This is a genomic window from Bradyrhizobium sp. 186 (genome assembly GCF_023101685.1).
Taxonomy (GTDB): Bacteria; Pseudomonadota; Alphaproteobacteria; order Rhizobiales; family Xanthobacteraceae; genus Bradyrhizobium.
This window is the reverse complement of record NZ_CP082164.1, coordinates 128,753-148,747: the sequence shown is the minus strand read 5'-3', so window position 1 is coordinate 148,747 and position 19,995 is coordinate 128,753. Positions and strand designations below refer to the sequence as shown.

General features: G+C 64.3%; 18 protein-coding genes. 6 read left to right on the top strand and 12 right to left on the bottom strand.

Features of this window, described 5'->3' with window-relative positions:
• Window positions 1–80: 80 nt before the first annotated feature.
• The 7 genes from sppA to sdhC all read right to left on the bottom strand — a co-directional run bounded on the left by sppA (window position 81) and on the right by sdhC (window position 9,031).
• Complete coding sequence (sppA, locus tag IVB18_RS00740; RefSeq protein ID WP_247987445.1) at window positions 81–1,061, bottom strand: signal peptide peptidase SppA; 981 nt, start codon at window positions 1,059–1,061, stop codon at window positions 81–83.
• 167 nt (window positions 1,062–1,228) lie between these two features.
• Window positions 1,229–3,187, bottom strand: coding sequence for an ABC transporter ATP-binding protein/permease (locus IVB18_RS00735; protein WP_247987444.1), 1,959 nt, complete (start codon window positions 3,185–3,187; stop codon window positions 1,229–1,231).
• A 53-nt stretch (window positions 3,188–3,240) separates the two neighbouring features.
• Window positions 3,241–5,394, bottom strand: a complete 2,154-nt coding sequence (locus IVB18_RS00730; protein WP_247987443.1) for a hybrid sensor histidine kinase/response regulator — start codon at window positions 5,392–5,394, stop codon at window positions 3,241–3,243.
• Window positions 5,395–5,584: 190 nt separating this feature from the next.
• Complete coding sequence (locus IVB18_RS00725; RefSeq protein ID WP_247987442.1) at window positions 5,585–6,367, bottom strand: succinate dehydrogenase iron-sulfur subunit; 783 nt, start codon at window positions 6,365–6,367, stop codon at window positions 5,585–5,587.
• Between the two features lie 25 nt (window positions 6,368–6,392).
• Window positions 6,393–8,228, bottom strand: a complete 1,836-nt coding sequence (gene sdhA / locus IVB18_RS00720) for a succinate dehydrogenase flavoprotein subunit (RefSeq protein ID WP_247987441.1) — start codon at window positions 8,226–8,228, stop codon at window positions 6,393–6,395.
• A 3-nt stretch (window positions 8,229–8,231) separates the two neighbouring features.
• Entirely contained in the window at window positions 8,232–8,636 is a 405-nt protein-coding gene (gene sdhD, locus IVB18_RS00715; RefSeq protein ID WP_247987440.1) for a succinate dehydrogenase, hydrophobic membrane anchor protein, read from the bottom strand.
• Complete coding sequence (gene sdhC / locus IVB18_RS00710; protein ID WP_247987439.1) at window positions 8,633–9,031, bottom strand: succinate dehydrogenase, cytochrome b556 subunit; 399 nt, start codon at window positions 9,029–9,031, stop codon at window positions 8,633–8,635. Before sdhC ends, sdhD begins: the two co-directional genes overlap by 4 nt.
• Before the next feature lie 506 nt (window positions 9,032–9,537).
• Here sdhC and IVB18_RS00705 point away from each other — a divergent pair.
• A complete protein-coding gene (locus IVB18_RS00705) occupies window positions 9,538–10,398 on the top strand; it encodes a sulfite exporter TauE/SafE family protein (RefSeq protein ID WP_247987438.1) in 861 nt (286 codons plus the stop codon).
• On the opposite strand, the gene IVB18_RS00700 is transcribed toward IVB18_RS00705, so the two are convergent.
• Together IVB18_RS00700 and IVB18_RS00695 are read right to left on the bottom strand one after the other, a co-directional pair.
• Window positions 10,395–10,904 (bottom strand): DUF3658 domain-containing protein, encoded by a 510-nt coding sequence (locus tag IVB18_RS00700; protein ID WP_247987437.1) that lies wholly within the window; start codon window positions 10,902–10,904, stop codon window positions 10,395–10,397. The genes IVB18_RS00705 and IVB18_RS00700 overlap by 4 nt on opposite strands.
• Window positions 10,905–10,931: 27 nt before the next feature.
• Window positions 10,932–12,461, bottom strand: a complete 1,530-nt coding sequence (locus IVB18_RS00695) for a malonyl-CoA synthase (protein WP_247987436.1) — start codon at window positions 12,459–12,461, stop codon at window positions 10,932–10,934.
• 100 nt (window positions 12,462–12,561) lie between these two features.
• Here IVB18_RS00695 and IVB18_RS00690 point away from each other — a divergent pair, with 100 nt between their 5' ends.
• The 4 genes from IVB18_RS00690 (at window position 12,562) to IVB18_RS00675 (ending at window position 15,892) form a co-directional block, all read left to right on the top strand.
• Complete coding sequence (locus tag IVB18_RS00690) at window positions 12,562–13,323, top strand: SDR family oxidoreductase (RefSeq protein ID WP_247987435.1); 762 nt, start codon at window positions 12,562–12,564, stop codon at window positions 13,321–13,323.
• A 404-nt stretch (window positions 13,324–13,727) separates the two neighbouring features.
• Window positions 13,728–14,282, top strand: a complete 555-nt coding sequence (locus IVB18_RS00685) for a fasciclin domain-containing protein (RefSeq protein WP_247987434.1) — start codon at window positions 13,728–13,730, stop codon at window positions 14,280–14,282.
• Window positions 14,283–14,466: 184 nt separating this feature from the next.
• Entirely contained in the window at window positions 14,467–15,096 is a 630-nt protein-coding gene (locus tag IVB18_RS00680) for a cytochrome b/b6 domain-containing protein (protein ID WP_247987433.1), read from the top strand.
• Between the two features lie 13 nt (window positions 15,097–15,109).
• Window positions 15,110–15,892: a molybdopterin-binding protein gene (locus IVB18_RS00675; protein ID WP_247987432.1), complete on the top strand. Its 783-nt coding sequence runs from the start codon at window positions 15,110–15,112 to the stop codon at window positions 15,890–15,892.
• Here IVB18_RS00675 and IVB18_RS00670 read toward each other — a convergent pair.
• Window positions 15,879–17,078, bottom strand: a complete 1,200-nt coding sequence (locus IVB18_RS00670) for a YbfB/YjiJ family MFS transporter (RefSeq protein ID WP_247987431.1) — start codon at window positions 17,076–17,078, stop codon at window positions 15,879–15,881. The two genes, IVB18_RS00675 and IVB18_RS00670, sit on opposite strands and share 14 nt — an antisense overlap.
• Before the next feature lie 264 nt (window positions 17,079–17,342).
• Here IVB18_RS00670 and leuB point away from each other — a divergent pair, with 264 nt between their 5' ends.
• Window positions 17,343–18,455, top strand: coding sequence for a 3-isopropylmalate dehydrogenase (leuB, locus tag IVB18_RS00665; protein ID WP_247987430.1), 1,113 nt, complete (start codon window positions 17,343–17,345; stop codon window positions 18,453–18,455).
• Between the two features lie 159 nt (window positions 18,456–18,614).
• Here the strand turns inward: leuB and IVB18_RS00660 are convergent, their stop codons facing one another.
• Window positions 18,615–19,010 carry a hypothetical protein gene (locus IVB18_RS00660; protein WP_247987429.1) on the bottom strand — a complete coding sequence of 132 codons (396 nt, stop codon included), beginning with the start codon at window positions 19,008–19,010 and terminating at the stop codon, window positions 18,615–18,617.
• A 181-nt stretch (window positions 19,011–19,191) separates the two neighbouring features.
• Window positions 19,192–19,980, bottom strand: a complete 789-nt coding sequence (locus IVB18_RS00655) for a hypothetical protein (RefSeq protein ID WP_247987428.1) — start codon at window positions 19,978–19,980, stop codon at window positions 19,192–19,194.
• Window positions 19,981–19,995 lie beyond the last annotated feature (15 nt).

Genomic DNA, 19,995 nt, shown 5'->3' with positions numbered 1-19,995 from the left:
ATGCGTGACAAATGCCGAAAAAAGGGGCTGGCCAAATACCCGCGGGACGGGAAAAAGATCAGGCGCTCGCCCGGTTCCGGTCAATTCGACGCTGCCGGCTGCCACAAGGCCAGCATTCCATCCATTCCGAAGCGATCGACCGCCTGGACGACGCCGGTTTGGCCGATCTGATGCGCAATCGAGCCTAAACCAAGCGCTTCCAGTGTGACGGCAGCAGCCGTCTTGAGGAACGGCAGGTCGCTGAAACGGGGTTGAAGCTTGTAATCGCGGACCGGAAGGCCCTTCTTGACGCCCTTCTGCTCGACCAGCCAGGTCACGGCCGTCTTCTCGTCGCCGATCTGATCGATCAGCTTGAGATCGATCGCCTGACGTCCGGTGAAGACGCGACCATCGACGACTTTTTCGAGCTGCGTGTCATCCATGCCACGCCGATCCTTCACCAATCCCTTGAACCAGGCGTAGGAGTCCTTCACCAGTGCGTCGAGCGCGGCGCGCGCTTCGGGGCTGGTCGGCTCGAAACCGTTGGGCGCGGCCTTCAGCGGGGAGGACTTCACCTCCTCGACCTTGACGCCGACGGTCTTCAGGAGCTCGGTGACGTTGGGAAACTGGAACAGCACGCCGATCGAGCCGACCAGCGAGCTCTGCTGGGCGACAATGTGATCGCTGGCGATCGCGGTGATGTAGCCGCCGGAGGCGGCGAGACCTTCGACCACGACGACGAGCGGCTTCTTCGCCTTCAGCCGCGTCAGCGAATCGTAGAGCTGCTCGGAGCCGGCGGTGGTGCCGCCCGGCGAGTTGATGTGGACGATGACGGCGGCGGCCTGCGAATTCTCGAGCCGCTCCAGCGCCTGCGTGCGATCGGAATCGCTGCGGATCAGGCCGTCGATCTGGACGCGCGCGATCGATCCGGCGGATGCGAACGTGCCGCGCGCGCCGGGCGTCGCGATCAGGGCAAAGCTCGCAATCGCCGTGATCGCGATCAGCGCCGCCATCACGCGCCAGAAGGTCAGCTTGCGGCGGATCCTGCGGCGATCGACGATGATGTCAGAATCGAGCGACATCGGAATATCTCCAAATGATAGGCCAAACTCGTTGTGCCATCACAGCGTGACCATTGGCCTATCTGGATACATCAATTGCGGCGCAATTTGAAGAAATGAAGGCCTGTCCTCGAGCACGCCGGGACGACGAAGAGAAAATCTCGCCCGCGTGCGCGCCTTGCTACGCCTCACGCCGCCTTTTTCGGCGCCGGCTTGCGCTGGCGCAGGAAGCGGCCGAGCAGCTTGCGCTTGCCCTTGCGCGGGATCAGGTCGATGTCGCTGACCAGCTTTGCCCCGCCCTTGCGCCGCTCCAGCACGATCTTGCGGCTGTGGAAGGCTTCCAGCTCGGCGCGGTGCGCGACGCTGACGATGGTCGCCTTCGGCAGTTCGTCGGTGACTATCTTCATCATCTTTTCCTGGCTCTTCTCGTCGAGCGCCGAGGTGGCCTCGTCGAGCACGACGATGTCGGGGTGGTGCAGCAACAGCCGCGCAAACGCGAGGCGCTGCTTCTCGCCGCCGGACAGAGTCTGGTCCCACGGACCCTCCTCCTCGATCTTCTCCTTGAGATGGTCCAGGCCGACCTTGTGCAGGGCTTCGCCGATCTCCTCGATGGTCCAATCTTCTTTCGCGCCGGGATAGGCGACCGCGCGGCGCAAGGACCCGGAGGGCACGTAGGGCCGCTGCGGAAGCATGAACAGCCGCCGGTCGGGATGGAAATTGACGCTGCCGCCGCCCCATGGCCACAGGCCAGCGATGGCGCGCACCAGCGTGCTCTTGCCGGTGCCGGATTCGCCGGCGACCAGCAGCCGCTCGCCGGGCTCGATCACCACCTCGGTCTCACCGACCACGGCGGTACCGTCATCGAGCGTGACGGAGAGATCCTTCATCTCCAGCATCGCGTCATTGTTGGTCTCGCCGCGCTTGATGCGACCGAGGCCATCGCCCTGTTCAGCGCGCTCGAGGCCATCCAGCGACATCATCAGCGAGGCGATACGGCGGGCGCAGGCATTCCAGTCGGCAAGCCGCGGATAATTGTCGACCAGCCAGCCGAACGCGCTCTGCACGATGGTGAAGGCGGAGGCCGCCTGCATCACCTGCCCGAGCGACATGCTGCCGTCGAGGAATTTTGGCGCGCAGAGCAGCAAAGGCACGACCGGTGCAACGAGGCCCGAGCCCTGCGACACAAGTGTGGTGCGCATGTGCTGGCCGGCCAGTCGCGCCCATTGCCGCAACACGCTGGTGAAGTTGCGGTCGATGCCATCGCGTTCTTCTTCCTCGCCGCCGAGCAGGGCGATGCTCTCGCCGTTCTCGCGCACGCGCGTCAGCGTGTAGCGGAACTCGGCCTCGGCCTGGTTCTTGTCCTCGGAGACCTGGACGAAGCGCCGGCCGATCACCAGGATCGAGCTGGATGCGATGGCGGCGTAGAGGATCGCGGCGATCACGAGAAAGCCGGGAATGGTGATCACCGATCCCGCAAGCGTGACCGTGAGCGCGCCGCCGATGGTCCAGAGCACGACGATGAAGGTCACGGCCGACAACAGCGCCGAGGTCACACCGGCGAGAAAATCGACCGGCGCGTCGGTCGCAACGCGCAGATCCTCCGCGATCCGGGATTCGGGGTTCTTGTGGTCGCCGCCGACGAGGTTGAGCTGGTAGTAGCGGCCATTGCCGAGCCAGCGCGTCAGCACGCTGGCGGTGAGCCAAGCCCGCCAGCGCCGCTGGATGCCCATGCGCGCGAACACCTGCGCCACGCCGAGCACGACACTGCCGATCGCGAGCGGAAAGAATACCGCAGAGAGATGGAAGACGGCCGTCGCATCGCGTTTCTCGATCGCGTCAAAGATCGCGCGATTCCAGACATTGATGCCGTACTGGAAGCCGAGGGTCAGGACGATCAGCACGCCGAGGCCGATCGAGAACGGCCAGGCGACACCATCGCCCTTGCGGCCCCAGAAGCCGCGGGCGCTGATCCAGAAGCGCGTCAGCAGATAGTCCTTGCGCGCCTGCTCGGCCTCCTCGGGCGAGAGTTCGGGGTCAGGCTCGACCAACTCGGGCGGCGGCGGAGCCACCTCGTCGCCGCTTTCGCCGACGATTTCGACAATGGGCGGCTTCTTGCCCTGCTCGCGCTTTCCGTCCGGCTTTTGCATGGGCGAATAACGCAAGAGAAATCAAACGGTTCCTAGCGGTTCCGAATGCCGGTTCATTCGGCGGCGCCGTCACGCACCGGGCGGAGCCGTGCGACCCGGTGCAGGACGCGCGACAGCTGATCGATCGCGTAGGGCTTTTGCACAAGCTCGAAATCGAGGTTGCCGTCCTGGGACAGCGCTTCGCTGTAGCCGGTGGTAAGCACGACCGGCACGCCGATGCCGCGATCGCGGATCGCCTGCGCGAGATCGAGCCCGGTCATGCCCGGCATGACGATATCCGAGAACATGACGTCGAAGCGATCCGCGTCCACGACCAACTCAGCCAGCGCATCGGTCGCATTATCGACCAGCGTGACGCTGTAGCCGAGCTCGGTGAGGCCGTCGGCGGCGAAATTGGCGAGCTCGATATTGTCCTCGACCACCAGCACAGACATGCCGCTGCCGGCGACGGCCGGCGCCGTATGCGGCGCTTGCCGCTGCGGCAGCAGGTCCGGCGGTACGCGCGGCAGATAGAGCGAGAACGTGCTGCCCTGCCCCACTTCACTCTCAACCGTCACCTCGCCGCCGGACTGCCGGGCGAAGCCGAACACCTGCGACAGGCCGAGGCCGGTGCCGTGACCGACCTGCTTGGTCGTGAAGAACGGTTCGAAGATGCGTCCGATGCGGCCTGCGGGAATGCCGACGCCGGTGTCGCTGACGGCGACGCTGACGAAGCCATTGCTACCCGAGATATGGCTGCCTGTGCGGTGTGCCAGCGTGTCCGGGACGGTTGTCGCCGGCTGCACCGAGAAGGTGATCCTGCCTTTGCCCTGCATGGCATCGCGCGCATTGGTCGCCATGTTGATCAGTGCCGTCTCGAACTGGCCGGCGTCGGCGTTGACGAGGCAGGGCTCCGCCGGCAGCCGCGTGGCGATCTCGATCGCCGGTCCCAACAGCGTCGCAAGCATGTCGTGCAGCGATTGCATCCGTTCGCCGATGTCGAACGCCTCCGGCTTCAGGGTCTGGCGCCGCGCAAAGGCAAGGAGTTGCGAGGTCAGCTTGGCGGCGCGGGCGACCGCATCCGCGATCGCGGTGATGTAGCGCTGCCGCCGCTCCTCGCTCAGCTGCGGCCGGTTCAACAGGTCGACGGAGGCGCGGATCACGGTCAGAAGGTTGTTGAAGTCGTGCGCGACGCCGCCGGTGAGCTGTCCGAGCGCCTCCAGGCGCTGGCTGTGCTTAAGCGCTTCTTCGGCCTCGCGTCGCCGTGCGGCTTCGGCCTGGAGATGCTGGGTGCGCCGGAACGCCAGCGCCAGCAGGAGAAACAGCAGCGCGGTGGCGGGTATGCCGAACACCAGATGCTGGCCCATGGTGGCGAACCAGCGGGCGCGGATCGCCGAGGTCTCGAGCCCGGCGCTGACATAGATCGGATATTCGGCGATGCGCCTGTAGCCGATGCGCCGCTCGGTCCCGTCCGACGGCCAGGCAACGGTGATGAGGCCGTGCTCGGGGTTGGCTGCGATCTTCTGCCCGACCGGTCCGCTGGGATCGAGCCGGATCTCCCGGTCGAGCCGCGGGAAATGCGCCAGCACCACGCCGTCGCTGCGCCCCATCGCGAAGAAGCTGCCGGGATCGGAGCCGATCCTGGCGTAGAAGCTCTCGAAATATTCCGGCAGGACGGAGGCCTGGATCACGCCGATGAAGCTGCCATCGTCGCGGTCGCGGCGGCGACTCACGCCAAAGAAGCGCGCTCCCTGATAAGGCGCACGCGGCGCCAGCGAGGCGCCGATGAACGTGCCGATGTTCTGGTCGACATGGGCATAGAAGTAATCGCGGTCTGCGAAGCTCAATTCCGGCGGCGGAGAGGCGAGACTGTTGACCAGCGACTTTCCGTCCGCATCGAAGATCCAGGCCGATTTGAGCTGCGGCAGCGAGTCGGTCAGCCGCTTCAGGCGGCGGTGCAGCACAGGTTCGCGCGAGCGGATGACGTCGTCGGGGAGGCCGCGCACGACCTCGTTGAGTTCGGCGAGGCTGCGGTCAATCGTCTCGAACACCTTGAGCGCGTGCTCATGCGCGACATCGAGTGTGCGCTCGATCTCGCGGTCGGCGATGTCCCTGGTCGAGGTGTAGGAGGTCGTGGAGGCGATGGCGAACAGCGCAATCGGCAGCGCCAGGGATGCGGCCATCATCCACTGCAAAAGCCTTAGCGAGTTGCGTTGCGCGCCCTGCACAGTTGTTCCGGTCCCTAACCGGAGAGCTTACTTGAATTTCGCGCAGGGAAGGAAGCATCTTATGCCGGGAACCAGGGGTTGCAATCCGTGGATTCGCGCGTTGCGCGGGTCGGAGAACAATTCTACTCAAAATGGCGCCGACTGTAGAATACCCCGGCCGCTCGGCCGGGGATCGCAGCGTGAATGGCGTCTAAATCTGGCGCTCGACCATCTTGAGCTTGAGCTCCGCGATGGCTTCGGCCGGGTTGAGACCCTTCGGGCAGGCTTTTGCGCAGTTCATGATGGTGTGGCAGCGGTAGAGCCGGAACGGGTCCTCGAGATTGTCGAGCCGCTCGCCGGTGGCCTCGTCGCGGGAGTCGGAGACCCAGCGGTTGGCCTGGAGCAGTGCGGCGGGACCGAGATAGCGTTCGCTGTTCCACCAGTAGCTCGGGCACGAGGTCGAGCAGCAGGCGCAGAGGATGCACTCGTAGAGGCCGTCGAGCTTCTCGCGGTCCTCGTGGCTCTGGCGCCATTCCTTCTGCGGCGTCGGCGAGGTCGTCTTCAGCCACGGCTCGACCGAGGCGTATTGCGCGTAGAAATTGGTGAGGTCGGGGACGAGATCCTTCACCACCGGCTGGTGCGGCAGCGGGTTGATCTTCACCGCGCCGTCTTTCACGTCGTGCATCGAACGGGTGCAGGCCAGCGTGTTCTGGCCGTCGATGTTCATGGCACAGGAGCCGCAGACGCCTTCGCGGCAGGAGCGGCGGAAGGTCAGCGACGGGTCGATGTGATTCTTGATCCAGATCAGGCCGTCCAGCACCATCGGACCGCAATCATTGGTGTCGACGTAATAGGTGTCGACGCTCGGATTCTTGCCGTCGTCCGGATTCCAGCGATAGACGCGGAATTCACGAACCTCTGCCGCGCCCGCGGGCTTCGGCCAGGTCTTGCCGCCGGTGATCCTGGAGTTCTTCGGAAGTGCGAATTCAACCATTTTCGATAAGGCCTTCGCTGTTCGATCAGTACACGCGCGCTTTCGGCGGGATGTACTGCACGTCGTTGGTCATGGTGTAGTCGTGAACCGGACGGTACTCGATCTTGACCTTGCCGGCGCCATCGAGCCAGGCCAGCGTGTGCTTCATCCAGCTCTTGTCGTCGCGGTCGGCAAAATCCTCGCGCGCATGGGCGCCGCGGCTCTCGGTGCGGTTGGCGGCCGAGTTCATCGTCACCACCGCCTGCGAGATCAGATTGTCGAACTCCAGCGTCTCGACGAGGTCGGAATTCCACACCAGCGAGCGGTCGGACACCGCGATATCGGTGATGCCGCCGTGGACCTTCTCGATCAGGTTCTGGCCTTCGCTCAGGATGTCGCCGGTGCGGAATACGGCGCAGTTGTTCTGCATCACGTGCTGCATGCCTTCGCGCAGCTTCGCGGTCGGCGTACCGCCGGAGGCGTAGCGGTAATGGTCGAGACGGGACAACGACTTCTCCGCCGAGTCCGCCGGCAGCTCCGGCTGCTCGGCGTTGGCGGTGAGCTTCTCGGCGCAGCGCAGCGCAGCTGCGCGGCCGAACACCACGAGATCGATCAGCGAGTTGGAGCCGAGGCGGTTGGCGCCGTGCACGGAGACGCAGGCCGCTTCGCCCAGCGCCATCAGGCCGGGGATGGTGGCGTTGTCGTCGCCGTCGCGCTTGGTCAGAACCTCGCCGTGATAATTCGTCGGGATGCCGCCCATGTTGTAGTGCACGGTCGGCACGATCGGGATCGGCTCGCGCGTCACGTCGACATTGGCGAAGATCTTGGCGGATTCGGAGATGCCCGGCAGCCGCTCGGCCAGCACCTTCGGATCGAGGTGATCAAGATGCAGAAAGATGTGGTCCTTCTTCTTGCCGACGCCGCGGCCTTCGCGGATCTCGATGGTCATGGCCCGCGAGACGACGTCGCGCGATGCGAGGTCCTTCGCCGACGGCGCATAGCGCTCCATGAAGCGCTCGCCCTCGGCGTTGACGAGATAGCCGCCTTCGCCGCGCGCGCCTTCGGTGACGAGGCAGCCTGAGCCGTAGATGCCGGTCGGGTGGAACTGCACGAACTCCATGTCCTGGAGCGGCAGGCCGGCGCGCAGCACCATGCCGCCGCCGTCGCCGGTGCAGGTATGCGCCGAGGTGCAGGAGGCGTAGGCGCGGCCATAGCCGCCGGTCGCAAGAATCGTGGTCTGGGCGCGGAAGCGATGCAGCGTGCCGTCGTCGAGCTTGAGCGCGATTACGCCGCGGCAGGCGCCCTGGTCGTCCATGATCAGGTCGATGGCGAAGAACTCGATGAAGAACTCGGCCGCGTGACGCAGCGACTGGCCGTACATCGTGTGCAGCATGGCGTGGCCGGTGCGGTCGGCGGCGGCGCAGGTGCGCTGCGCCTGGCCCTTGCCAAAGTCCAGGGTCATGCCGCCGAACGGGCGCTGATAGATCTTGCCGTCCTCGGTGCGCGAGAACGGCACGCCCCAATGCTCAAGCTCGTAGACCGCATCGGGCGCGTTGCGCACCATGTATTCGATCGCGTCCTGGTCCCCCAGCCAGTCCGACCCCTTCACGGTGTCGTACATGTGCCAGCGCCAGTCGTCCTTGTGCATGTTGCCGAGCGAGGCGGAGATGCCGCCTTGCGCTGCGACCGTGTGCGAGCGGGTCGGAAACACCTTTGTGATGCAGGCGGTGCGCAGGCCGGCCTCGCTGCAACCGACCACGGCGCGCAGGCCCGCGCCACCGGCGCCGACCACAACCACGTCATAGGTGTGATCTTCGATCGGGTAGGCTTTTCCGTTGGTGGCGGGAGCGCCGTCGCCCTTGCCATTCGTCGTGGCGGCCATGGGTTAGACTCCGGATGAAAGTTTCAGGATCGCGTAGGTCGAGGCGAGCGCCACGGCGACCGAGAAGAAATTGTTGAGCATGATCGAGACGAGCTTCAGCTTCTCGTTATGGACGTAGTCCTCGATCACGACCTGCATGCCGATCTTCATGTGCCAGGCGCTGGCGGCGATGAAGAGCAGCAGGATCACCGCGATCGGCAGCGAGCCGAGGATCTGTGCGGCGCCGGCCTGGTTACGGCCGAGCAGCATCATGATGATCACGAGCACCGGAATCATCAGCAGCACCATGGCGACGCCGGTGATGCGCTGGCGCCAGAAATCGGACGTGCCGGAATGGGCGGCGCCGAGATTGCGGACGCGGCCGAGCGGGGTGCGCATGCTGCGCTTCGGCGTATCGGTTGCGCTCATCGTCCACCTCCGATCGCGTAGGCGACGATCCAGATCAGCACCGTCAGCACAATGCCACCGATTAGCGCGCCCCAGGTCAGGGCTTCGCGCTCATTGGCCTTGAAGCCATAGCCAAGGTCCCACACGAAGTGCCGGATGCCGCTCAGCATATGGTGCATCAGCGCCCAAGTGTAGCCGAACACGATCAGCCGGCCGATGATGCTGCCGGTGAAGGCCTGGACGTGGCCATAGGCGGCGGGGCCGGAGGCTGCCGCGATCAGCCACCAGGCCAGCAGCAGGGTTCCGACATAAAGGGCAATACCGGTAGCGCGATGGACGATGGAGAGGGCCATCGTCAGCGTCCAGCGGTAGACTTGCATGTGCGGGGAAAGCGGTCGTTCGATCCGTGCGGACATGGGCTTTGATGCTTTATTGCGGCCCAGCATGGGGCGCGTGGGGATCGCGAAAGGTCGGCTCTATTTACGGAGTCGATTTCGCCTGCGCAATCACCAATTCGCCATAGATCGAACCCGGGTTCAGCGCTATGGCGTTGATGAAACAGGGCCAATCAGGGGCTTGGTATACCAGAACGTTGGCCTATCGACTAAAGATTGAATTCTAATTCTTTCTTTCAAGCAACCCTCCAGGGACATTGAAATCGCTGTTGGAACGCCTCTAAACGGACCATGCCGTCCAAACCGCTCAAGGTGTTGGCCAGCAATCTCTCTAACTCCGCTCGCCCGGCCTCCACCCGCTACCCACCAATTTTTGTGGCCGTCCCGGATATGCACAGCCTGCATTCCACCCCAGCCGGAAGGGGCAGTGTGTCGACCGCGGAAATCAGATCGCCTACCTTTGCGCGCAGCGATTCCCGAACGGACGTATCGGAGAAGTTGCGACCAGTCGCCGGGGCAGGTCAGGGGTGATTGAAGGTCTGAATCTTCAAGAAGCCGTAGAGCTCGCGCTGTTGCTGGTCGCAGTCGGCGCGCTCTCCGGATTTTTGGCCGGCGTGTTCGGCATTGGCGGCGGTGCCATTCTGGTGCCGGTGTTCTACGAGTGCTTCCGCATTGCCGGCGTGCCGCTCGAGGTACGTATGCCGCTCTGCGTCGGCACCTCGCTCGCGGTGATCATCCCGACCTCGATCCGCTCGTTCCAGGCGCACTACAAGCGCGGCGCTGTCGACATGGCGATCCTGCGCGTCTGGTGGCTGCCGATCCTGATCGGCGTCATCGCCGGCAGCGTGGTCGCGCGCTACGCACCGGAGCGGTTGTTCAAGATCGTCTTCGTCTGCGTCGCCTGGTCCGCCGCGGTACGGCTGATCTTCGCGCGCGAGAGCTGGAAGCTCGGCGACGATCTGCCGAAGGGCCCCTTGATGCGCATCTACGGCTTCTGCGTCGGCATTTTGTCGACGCTAATGGGTATCGGCGGCGGGCTGTTCTCGAATCTGCTGATGACCTTCTACGGCCGGCCGATCCATCAGGCGGTGGCGACCTCATCCGCGCTCGCGGTGCTGATCTCGATTCCCGGCGCACTCGGTTACATCTATGCCGGCTGGCCCGCGGCGGCGAGCTATCCGAGCGTTGTAGCCCTGCAAATCCCGTTCGCACTCGGCTACGTCTCGCTGATCGGCGCCGTGCTGGTGATGCCGATGAGCCTCGTCACCGCGCCGCTCGGCGTCAGGGCTGCGCATGCAATGTCGAAGCGGACGCTGGAGACCGCGTTCGGCTGCTACCTATTCATCGTGGGCAGCCGGTTCGTGATGAGCCTGCTTGGCGGGCACTAATTTATAAGCTCGTCCTTCAAGCGCACTTCGCTATGGCGCCACATCCGGATGTCGCCAATCCCCTCGATGCGATCGGAGTCGGAGAGCACCTTCAGTCGCGCTGCGATCATTTCGTCACTGATCAGCAATCCAAGTTCCTTGCAGCGGTTCATCACAAGAATCACCATCATGGCGGTCTTTCGCCAATACGGCTCCATGAGCGAGAAAATGATCTCGTCGAGCTGATGTTCGGTTACCGACGACGGGAGACGAACGTCATCCCACGTGAGCTCGCTGGTAATTGTAGGTAGCTCCCCATCGCGCCTTGGAGGCTCGAGATCAGGATACTGCCTGTAAATTGGCAAGAGCACCTCTTCCTCCAAATCGAGGACGATGTCGTGAAGCCAGTCTCCGAGCTCGATCCGCTCAGTTTTGCCAAGACCTGCGATGGCGATTCGGGCCTGATCAAGTGCCGCCAAAGCATCAAGGAGATGATCGTTGATCCTGACGGCCTGCTCGCGTTTCATGTCCCCATCCCCGGAGCAATTGCGCCCCTATTTCTTCGCGTAAAGATCCTTGTACGTATCCCGCAGCACGTTCTTCTGCACTTTGCCCATGGTGTTGCGCGGCAGCTCGTCGACGACGAAGACGCGCTTGGGCATCTTGAATTTTGCCAGCCGGCCGTCGAGCGCTTTCAGCACCGAGGCTTCGCTGATTTCAGCGCCCTTGTTGCAGACCAGCACCGCCGTGACCCCCTCGCCGAAATCGGCATGCGGCACGCCGATCACGGCCGACTCGATCACACCAGGCATCGCGTCGATCTCACTCTCGATTTCCTTCGGATAGACGTTGAACCCGCCGGAGATGACGAGATCCTTGCCGCGGCCGAGGATGTGGACGTAGCCCTTGGCGTCGACCTTGCCGAGGTCGCCGGTGATGAAGAAGCCGTCGTCACGGAATTCCGCCTTGGTCTTCTCCGGCATGCGCCAATAGCCCTTGAACACGTTCGGACCCTTCACCTCGATCATGCCGATCTCCTCGCGCGGCAGCTCCTTGCCCGTCTCAGGGTCCGTGACGCGCACCGACACGCCGGGCAGCGGGAAGCCGACCGCGCCGGGCACGCGCTCGCCGTCATAGGGATTCGACGTGTTCATGTTGGTCTCGGTCATGCCGTAGCGCTCGAGCACCGCATGACCCGTGCGCGCCGACCATTCGCGGTGAGTTTCGGCGAGCAGCGGCGCTGAGCCCGAGATGAACAGCCGCATGTGCTTGGTCGTCTCGCGCGACAGCGCCGGGTTTTGCAGCAGGCGGGTGTAGAAGGTCGGCACGCCCATCAGCACGGTGGCTCGCGCCATCAGCTTGATGATCAGGTCCGCATCGAGCTTCGGCAGGAAGATCATTGCGGCGCGCGAAAACAGCGTCACGTTGGTGGCCACGAACAGGCCGTGGGTGTGGTAGATCGGCAGCGCGTGGATCAGCACGTCGTTGTCCGTGAAGCGCCAGAAGCCGACCAGGCTCAGCGAATTCGACGCGAGATTGTCGTGGGTGAGCATCGCGCCCTTGGAGCGCCCCGTCGTGCCGGACGTGTAGAGGATCGCGGCAAGATCGTCGCTCGCGCGCGGCACGGTCGCGAACTCGCTGCTCGCCTTGTCGGCGGCCTCGGTCAGCGAGCCCTTGCCGTCCGGCCCGAGCGTCTCGACCCCGGCCTTCACCTTTGCGGCGAGCGCGGCGAGGCCCTTTGCCTTGGAGGGATCGCAGACCACCAGCGACGGCTCGGCGTCACCGATGAAGTAATCGAGCTCGTTCAGTGTATAGGCGGTGTTGAGCGGCAGGTAGACCGCGCCGGCCCGCACGGTTCCGAGGTAGAGCACGATATTGGCGACGGACTTTTCCACCTGCACCGCGACGCGGTCACCGGGCTTCACGCCGCGCGCGACCAGCACATTCGCCATCTGGCCGGCGCGCGCGATCAGGTCGCCGTAGCTGATGTGGGCGCCGTCATGGGTCTCGATCGCGAGGCGCTTGGGATCGTCCAGGCCGTCGAACAGGCGGGAAAACAGGTTGGCGTCGGCAGCTTGGTTCATGCAAGATTTCCTCGACCGCAAGGCTTGTAAGACAAGGCCGGTCAAAACCGAGGGCTGGATTAGCAAAAACCGCCCCAATGAAGCAACGGAGACAGTTTGCATGACCAAAAACGGGAAACGCGTGGCCTGGGTCACGGGCGGTGGCAGCGGGATCGGGGAGGCCGGCGCAGAGGCGCTCGCGGCCGACGGCTGGACCGTGGTGGTCTCCGGCCGGCGCAAGGATGCCCTGGATACCGTGGTCGCCAAGATCACCAGGGACGGGGGGGCGGCAGAGGCCATTGCGCTGGATGTGTCCGTCGCCGCCGAGGCCCAGAAGGCGGCCGATCAGATCGTCGCGAAGCACGGCCGTATCGACCTTCTCGTGAACAACGCCGGCATCAATGTCCCGAAGCGGAGCTGGAAGGACCTGGAACTGGAGGGCTGGGACAAGCTGGTCCAGGTCAACCTCAACGGCGTGCTCTACTGCATGCGTGCGGTGCTGCCGACGATGCGCAAGCAGCAGGATGGCTCGATCATCAACGTCTCATCCTGGGCCGGCCGCCACGTCTCGAAGATGCCGGGCCCGGCCTACACCACCACCAAACATGCGGTGCTGGCGCTGACCCATTCCTTCAACATGGACGAATGCGTCAACGGCCTGCGCGCCTGCTGCCTGATGCCGGGCGAGGTGGCGACGCCAATCCTGAAGCTCCGCCCGGTGGTGCCGAGCGAGGAAGAGCAGACCAGGATGCTGCAATCCGAAGATCTGGGCCGCACCATCGCGTTCATCGCGAGCATGCCGGCGCGGGTCTGCATCAACGAGCTGCTGATCAGCCCGACGCACAATCGCGGGTTCATTCAGACGCCGCAAAGTCGCGACTGAGGCGCCCAGCGCGCACCACATTCTCCGTTCGTCGTCCCGGACAAGCGCAGCGAAGCGGAGCATAGATCCGGGACCTATAGCCCCAGGGAGGAGTTGTGGCGCGAAGCCGGTAACCACGAGTCTTCGCCAAGTGTCGTCCTGTGGGTATGGATCCTGGGCTCGCGACTGCGTCGCGCCCCGGGGGACGACGATTGAGAGAGCGGCGCCGTCGCGCCATCACACGAACGACCGCACACAAAGTTTCACCCATCACAAAGAAGTTTTGTTCGAAACCGCTTCGCGAGCCCTCCCGTAGTTCGGTCCAACGACGGCGCCGCTGCCTCACGTCAAACTGTCGCAAGCGCCGTTGTTGCCCAACTCGAACGCCGGCAACCGCCGGTCACAATCCAATCGGGAGACTCACCATGTCGAAGCGCTTTGCCTATCTTGCCGCCGCAGCTTTCAGCGCCCTGGCCATCACCGCGACCGTCGTCGCGCCCGTTCGTGCCGAGGAGAAGACCGTCATGGTCGGCGGCGCCGCGATGTTTCCCTCGAAGAACATCGTCCAGAACGCCGTCAACTCGAAGGACCACACCACGCTGGTGGCAGCGGTGAAGGCGGCCGGTCTCGTGCCGACGCTGGAAAGCAAGGGCCCGTTCACGGTGTTCGCGCCGACCAACGCCGCCTTCGGCAAGCTGCCGGCCGGCACCGTCGATACCCTGGTCAAGCCTGAGAACAAGGCGACGCTGACCAAGATTCTCACCTACCATGTCGTGCCCGGCAAGCTCGAGGCCTCCGACCTCACCGAAGGCAAGAAGCTGAAGACTGCCGAAGGCGAGGAACTGACCGTCAAGAAGATGGACGGCAAGACCTGGATCGTCGACGCCAAGGGCGGCACCTCGATGGTAACGATCTCCAACGTCAACCAGTCCAACGGCGTGATCCATGTGGTCGACACCGTGCTGATGCCGGCGACGTAACACCGCGCGGTCCTGTTTCATCCCTCGGGCAGGATGCGACGAAACGGCGAGCCGGGGGAACCCGGCTCGCTTTATTGTGAATACGATGTCCCGCAGGCATCGATTCGATAGTAAGCGGGGCGTAACGAAAGCGGACTTGCAGGCGTATATTCACTGTCACGCGATGCCAGAGGACGGAACCACCATGTCGACCCTCACCGCAACCGACGAGCAGGTCAGCGCCACGCCAGCCAAGGTGGTCCAGCCGGCCTGGGTCCGGGCGATGCACTGGACCAACGCCGTCGCCATGGTCCTGATGATCCTGTCGGGCTGGCAGATCTACAACGCCTCGCCGCTGTTCGGCTTCAGCTTCCCGCGCGACTACACGCTTGGCGGCTGGCTCGGCGGCGGCCTGCTCTGGCATTTTGCCGCGATGTGGCTGCTGATGATCAACGGCCTTGCCTATCTCATCACCGGCTTTGCCACCGGCCGCTTTCGCAAAAAACTGCTGCCGATCACGCCGTCGGGCGTGATCCACGACGTCAGGGCGGCGCTGACCTTCAAGCTCGGCCATGACGACCTCAGCGTCTACAATTACGTGCAGCGCCTGCTCTATGCCGGCATCATCGTGGTCGGCGTGCTCATCGTGCTGTCGGGCCTGTCGATGTGGAAGCCGGTGCAGCTCTACTATCTGGTGATGCTGTTCGGCGATTATCCGACCGCGCGCTACGTCCATTTCTTCTGCATGGCCGCGATCTGCGCCTTCATCGTGGTCCACGTCGCGCTCGCGCTGCTGGTGCCGAAGAGCCTGCGCGCGATGATCATCGGTCGCTGAGAGGGAGGAGATTATGGCCAAGCGTTCATTCCTGATCCCCGGCGTCGATAAGCGGCTGCTGATCAAGGATTCCATCAAGGCGATGCCGGATCCCACCCGCCGCCGTTTCATCACGGGCGGCGCGAGCTTGGGCGCGCTGACGCTGCTCACCGGCTGCGACGTCATCGATTCGTCCTCCGCCGAGGAGATGCTGAAATCGGTCTCGAAATTCAACGACGCCGTGCAGGCCTTCATCTTCAATCCCGACGCGCTGGCGCCGACCTTCCCGGAGAGCGCAATCACAAAGCCATTTCCGTTCAACGCCTATTACGATCTCGACGACGCTCCCGATGTCGACGGCAAGGACTGGAAGCTCGAGGTGCGCGGCCTCGTCGACAATAAGAAATCGTGGACGCTGGACGAGCTCTACAAGCTGCCGCAGGTCACGCAGATCACGCGGCATATCTGCGTCGAAGGCTGGAGCGCGATCGGAAGCTGGACCGGCACGCCCTTGCGCGACTTCCTCAAGCTGATCGGCGCCGATACGCGAGCAAAATATGTCTGGTTCCAGTGTGCCGACAAGGACGGCTACAACTCGCCCCTGGACATGCGCAGCGCGCTGCATCCGCAGACGCAGATGACGTTCAAATACGCCAACGACATCCTGCCGCGCGCCTACGGCTTCCCGATGAAGATCCGCGTGCCGACAAAACTCGGCTTCAAGAACCCGAAATACGTTGTGTCGATGGAAGTCACCAACGACTACAAGGGCGGCTATTGGGAAGACCAGGGGTATAATTCGTTCAGCGGGAGCTAGCCTTCGCCCCCACCTTCCGCTGACACAGCGCCGCAACCGCGCCGAGCGCCAGCAGCGCAGCAGATACATTCAGCGCATAGCTCAGACTCCCCAGCGCATCGGTGATTGCGCCGACAACGATCGGCCCGAGCGTCTGGCCGATGCCGAACGAGATCGTCATCGCCGCGATCGCGGTCGGCCACACCTCGTGCGGATAGTTGAAGCGCACGAAAGCGGTGGTCGAGCCGACCACCGCGAAGAAGGCGACGCCGAACACCACCGCCGAGATCGCGAGCCACGCGGTCGAATGTCCCAGCATCGGCAAGCTTGCGCCGAGCGCGTTGGTGCCGAGGATGATGGCGGTCGCAAGCCCCCCGCGGTTGAGCGCGAGCACGCGACGCCAGATCCAGGGCGTCACGAAAGCACTCATGCCGATCAGGCTCCAGAACGCGGCCTGCGCCGCGGCACCGCCGCCGCCGTCGCGCACATAGGCGATCATGAAGGTCATGTAGGCGATGTAGCCGGCACCGAACAGAAAATAAGCGGCGAGATAGATCAGCACAGGCAGGACCGCGAAGGAGGCGTGGCTGCTGTCGGTGAACCGCGCCTCGCTCTCGATGCGGACAAGGAACAGCGGGATTGTCATGGCCCCCGAAAGTAGGGCCATGGCCCACCACACGATCCACCACGAGCCCGGCCCGAAATGCGCCAGCGTGAATGGCGCGATCAGGCCCGAGGCGAGAATGCCGACGCCGGGCCCGGCATAGAACAGGCTGAGCAGGAAATTGGCGCGCGCGGGATGCGACTGCGCGATGGTTGCGGCCAGCGCACCACCGGCGACGAAGCCGGCCGCCGCGCCGAGCCCCAGCACCAGCCGTGCCAGACTTAGCGCGACAAAATTCCCGGTCAGCGCACAGACCGCGAGCGCGGCGACGCAGGCCAGGGTTCCACCGCGGATCGCGGCCGACCAGCCGACGCGTCGGATCAGCCGCGACGCCATCAGCGCGCCCGCGAGATAGCCGACAGCGTTGATGGTGTTCATGAAACCGGCCGCCGAGTAGGACCAGCCCAGGTCCTCCCGCATATCCGGCAGCACCAGCGCGTAGGCAAAGCGGCCAATGCCGAGCCCGACCGTCGCAGCCAGCGACAGGATCAGGATCAGTCGCGCGGGATGCGCGTCGAGCGGGGGGCGGTCAGGGGCGTGCAAGGGGTACTCCGGCGACGCGATTGTGGCAGGCCCTGCCCGCCTTGCACAGCGGCGAAGCGGCAATGGTGTCTTGCCAAGCGCGCAACGCCGCTCTAGCACTAACGCCGCTCTAGCACTCCGGCCGGCCGTCATTCCGGGGCGCGCACACCTTTGGCGCGAGCCCGGAATCCATTTACCCGCTTGCGCCGTGGCCCGATGGATTCCGGGCTCGCTCGCTTTGCTCGCGCCCCGGAATGACGACGCAGGATTGAGAAGGATCCGACCATGACGACCCACAAACTGCTGCTGCTCCCCGGCGACGGTATCGGCCCCGAGGTGATGGGCGAGGTGAAGCGGCTGATCGACTGGCTCGATGCGGCGGGCATCGCCAAATTCGAGACCGACACCGGGCTCGTCGGCGGCGCCGCCTATGACGCGCACAAGGTGTCGATCTCGGAAGGCGACATGGCCAAGGCCAAGGACGCCGATGCGGTGATCTTCGGCGCCGTCGGCGGCCCGAAATGGGACGCCGTGCCCTACGAGGTGCGCCCCGAAGCCGGCCTGCTGCGGCTGCGCAAGGATCTCAGCCTGTTCGCGAACCTCCGTCCCGCCGTGTGCTATCCGGCGCTCGCGGATGCATCGAGCCTGAAGCGCGAGGCGGTCGAGGGCCTCGACATTATGATCGTGCGCGAGCTCACCGGCGGCGTCTATTTCGGCGAGCCCAAGACCATCACCGATCTCGGCAACGGCCAGAAGCGCGCCATCGATACCCAGGTCTACGACACCTATGAGATCGAGCGCATCGCCCGTGTCGCCTTCGACCTCGCCAGGAAGCGCCGCAACAAGGTGACGTCGATGGAAAAGCGCAACGTCATGAAGTCGGGCGTGCTCTGGAACGAGGTCGTGACGCAGGTCCACAAGCGCGAATACGCCGACGTGACGCTGGAGCATCAGCTCGCCGATTCCGGCGGCATGATGCTGGTGAAGGCGCCGAAGCAGTTCGACGTCATCGTGACCGACAATCTGTTCGGCGACATGCTGTCGGACATCGCGGCGATGCTCACCGGCTCGCTCGGCATGCTGCCGTCGGCCTCGCTCGGCGAGGTCGACGTCAAGAGCAAGAAGCGCAAGGCGCTGTATGAGCCCGTGCACGGCTCGGCGCCGGATATCGCGGGCAAGGGTCTCGCCAATCCGATCGCGATGATCTCGTCGTTCGGCATGGCGCTGCGCTACTCCTTCGACATGGGCGCGCTTGCCGACAAGGTCGATGCTGCAATCGCCGCGGTGCTCGCAAGCGGCCTGCGCACCGCCGACATCAAGTCGGAAGGCACCACTGCAGCGTCGACCACACAGATGGGCGAAGCGATTTTGAAGGAATTGCAGAAGCTGCACGCGTAAGGTTTACACCGTCATTCCGGGGCGGCTCGAAGAGGCCGAACCCGGAATCTCGAGATTCCGGGTCTGGTGCTGAGGCACCATCCCGGAATGACTGCGTCGCAAAAAACAAAATGGCCGGGCGTGAGCCCGGCCATTTCGATTCCATCAGTCGCGTCCGCTTCAGTACAGCGGGAAATTCTGCGGATAGCCGCCGACATCGGCCGGCGTCGAGAGCGGCTGGCGATCGATCGGACGGTTGAGGTTTTCGCGGGCGAATGACGGATAGCCCAGCGCCGGCGGGTAGGCATAGTCGGTGAACTTGCGATCGCCCGGATTGACCTCGGTGCCGCCGTCGAGCCAGGAGCGCTTGCTCACATAGATGCGGGTGCGTCCCTGCCGATAGACCGCGTTGGGGCCGCTCGGTCCGTAATAAGGCCGACCGCGATCGTCATAGCGCTTGGTCTTGGTGTCGGCCGAGGCCGGCGTCGCGAAACCCATGGCAGAGGACATGGCAATGACGGCGCCCGCCGCAAGCCAGATCGCCAATTTGTTCGCGGCAGAGAATTTCGAGCTCATCACGTCCCCTTTAGGCGGCAAGCCGCCAATCGATTTCGCCCCATACTAGCCCGGCTAGGGCGGCCGCAACTAGGTCTATTGGGTCACACCAGCCCGGAATAATCGTGCGCGCAGGCAAAAGTTGCATGAAAACCAGCCACTTGAGCAGTTCACTTGGGTGGTCATTTGGGCTTGATGCCGCTCACAGTGCCCCGCGCAATTGCGCGTTGGCGGCGCCCAGCAGCCAGTCGGATGACCCGGCCGGGTCGCAACTGCGGCGCTTGAGCTCGGCATGGGCGAACAACTCCGCCAGCTTCGGCTCATTGCCCGAGGTCAAAAGCGTCAGCCGGTTCAGCGTACAGGCGATCACCGCGCGCCGGGCAGGCAGGGTCTCGCCCTGGCAGGAGAAGCCCGAGATCTGGAGCGCCGGGTCCTCGTTGCGCTTGAGATAGCCCAGGCAAGTCTGCGTGCCCTTCGCTGTGGTGCCGGGGCGGAATAACGCAACGGGTCCGAATTTCGTGTCGATCATTCCGGCTTGCTCGAGCGGCGCCTCGGCGCCAAGGCCCATCTGGATGGCCAGATCGGCGGCGGCTGGACGAACCAGGTCGAACTCGCCGCCCGGCCGGTAGATTTCGACCTCGGCGAACGGCCGGTCTCCTTCCCCGGTCCAGCGGATCACATCCTTGCGGCCGCCTTCGGGGTGTCTGAGGATAGTGTAAGAGGCTGTTTTCTCTGATGAATCGAGTCGGCTCACGGCGAAAGCCGGATGCGAGCGGTCGGCGACACTCCAGCCGGGTTTCAGCGCCGGCTCGTCGTCGTGCAGGCTCGGCAATTGGCCGAGGCCCGCGAGGCCGAGGATGGCAAACAGCACCAAGACCCCCACATAGGCGAACAGGCGCGCCAGCGTACCGACGACCTCGTCGGCGAAGTTGGCGAGCGCCAGATGGATCTGGGTAGGAGTTGCGGCCGTGCCGGCCTCAGGCGACTGCATCCACGGCCTTCAGGC

Coding starts and splice junctions, on each gene's coding strand:
- sdhD (WP_247987440.1), bottom strand. CDS start 8,636: ATGAGCGCAACCGATACGCCGAAGCGCAGCATGCGCACCCCGCTCGGC.
- IVB18_RS00685 (WP_247987434.1), top strand. CDS start 13,728: ATGTCGAAGCGCTTTGCCTATCTTGCCGCCGCAGCTTTCAGCGCCCTG.
- IVB18_RS00725 (WP_247987442.1), bottom strand. CDS start 6,367: ATGGTTGAATTCGCACTTCCGAAGAACTCCAGGATCACCGGCGGCAAG.
- IVB18_RS00695 (WP_247987436.1), bottom strand. CDS start 12,461: ATGAACCAAGCTGCCGACGCCAACCTGTTTTCCCGCCTGTTCGACGGC.
- sdhA (WP_247987441.1), bottom strand. CDS start 8,228: ATGGCCGCCACGACGAATGGCAAGGGCGACGGCGCTCCCGCCACCAAC.
- IVB18_RS00655 (WP_247987428.1), bottom strand. CDS start 19,980: ATGCAGTCGCCTGAGGCCGGCACGGCCGCAACTCCTACCCAGATCCAT.
- IVB18_RS00700 (WP_247987437.1), bottom strand. CDS start 10,904: ATGAAACGCGAGCAGGCCGTCAGGATCAACGATCATCTCCTTGATGCT.
- leuB (WP_247987430.1), top strand. CDS start 17,343: ATGACGACCCACAAACTGCTGCTGCTCCCCGGCGACGGTATCGGCCCC.
- IVB18_RS00690 (WP_247987435.1), top strand. CDS start 12,562: ATGACCAAAAACGGGAAACGCGTGGCCTGGGTCACGGGCGGTGGCAGC.
- IVB18_RS00735 (WP_247987444.1), bottom strand. CDS start 3,187: ATGCAAAAGCCGGACGGAAAGCGCGAGCAGGGCAAGAAGCCGCCCATT.
- IVB18_RS00675 (WP_247987432.1), top strand. CDS start 15,110: ATGGCCAAGCGTTCATTCCTGATCCCCGGCGTCGATAAGCGGCTGCTG.
- IVB18_RS00680 (WP_247987433.1), top strand. CDS start 14,467: ATGTCGACCCTCACCGCAACCGACGAGCAGGTCAGCGCCACGCCAGCC.
- sppA (WP_247987445.1), bottom strand. CDS start 1,061: ATGTCGCTCGATTCTGACATCATCGTCGATCGCCGCAGGATCCGCCGC.
- IVB18_RS00660 (WP_247987429.1), bottom strand. CDS start 19,010: ATGAGCTCGAAATTCTCTGCCGCGAACAAATTGGCGATCTGGCTTGCG.
- sdhC (WP_247987439.1), bottom strand. CDS start 9,031: ATGTCCGCACGGATCGAACGACCGCTTTCCCCGCACATGCAAGTCTAC.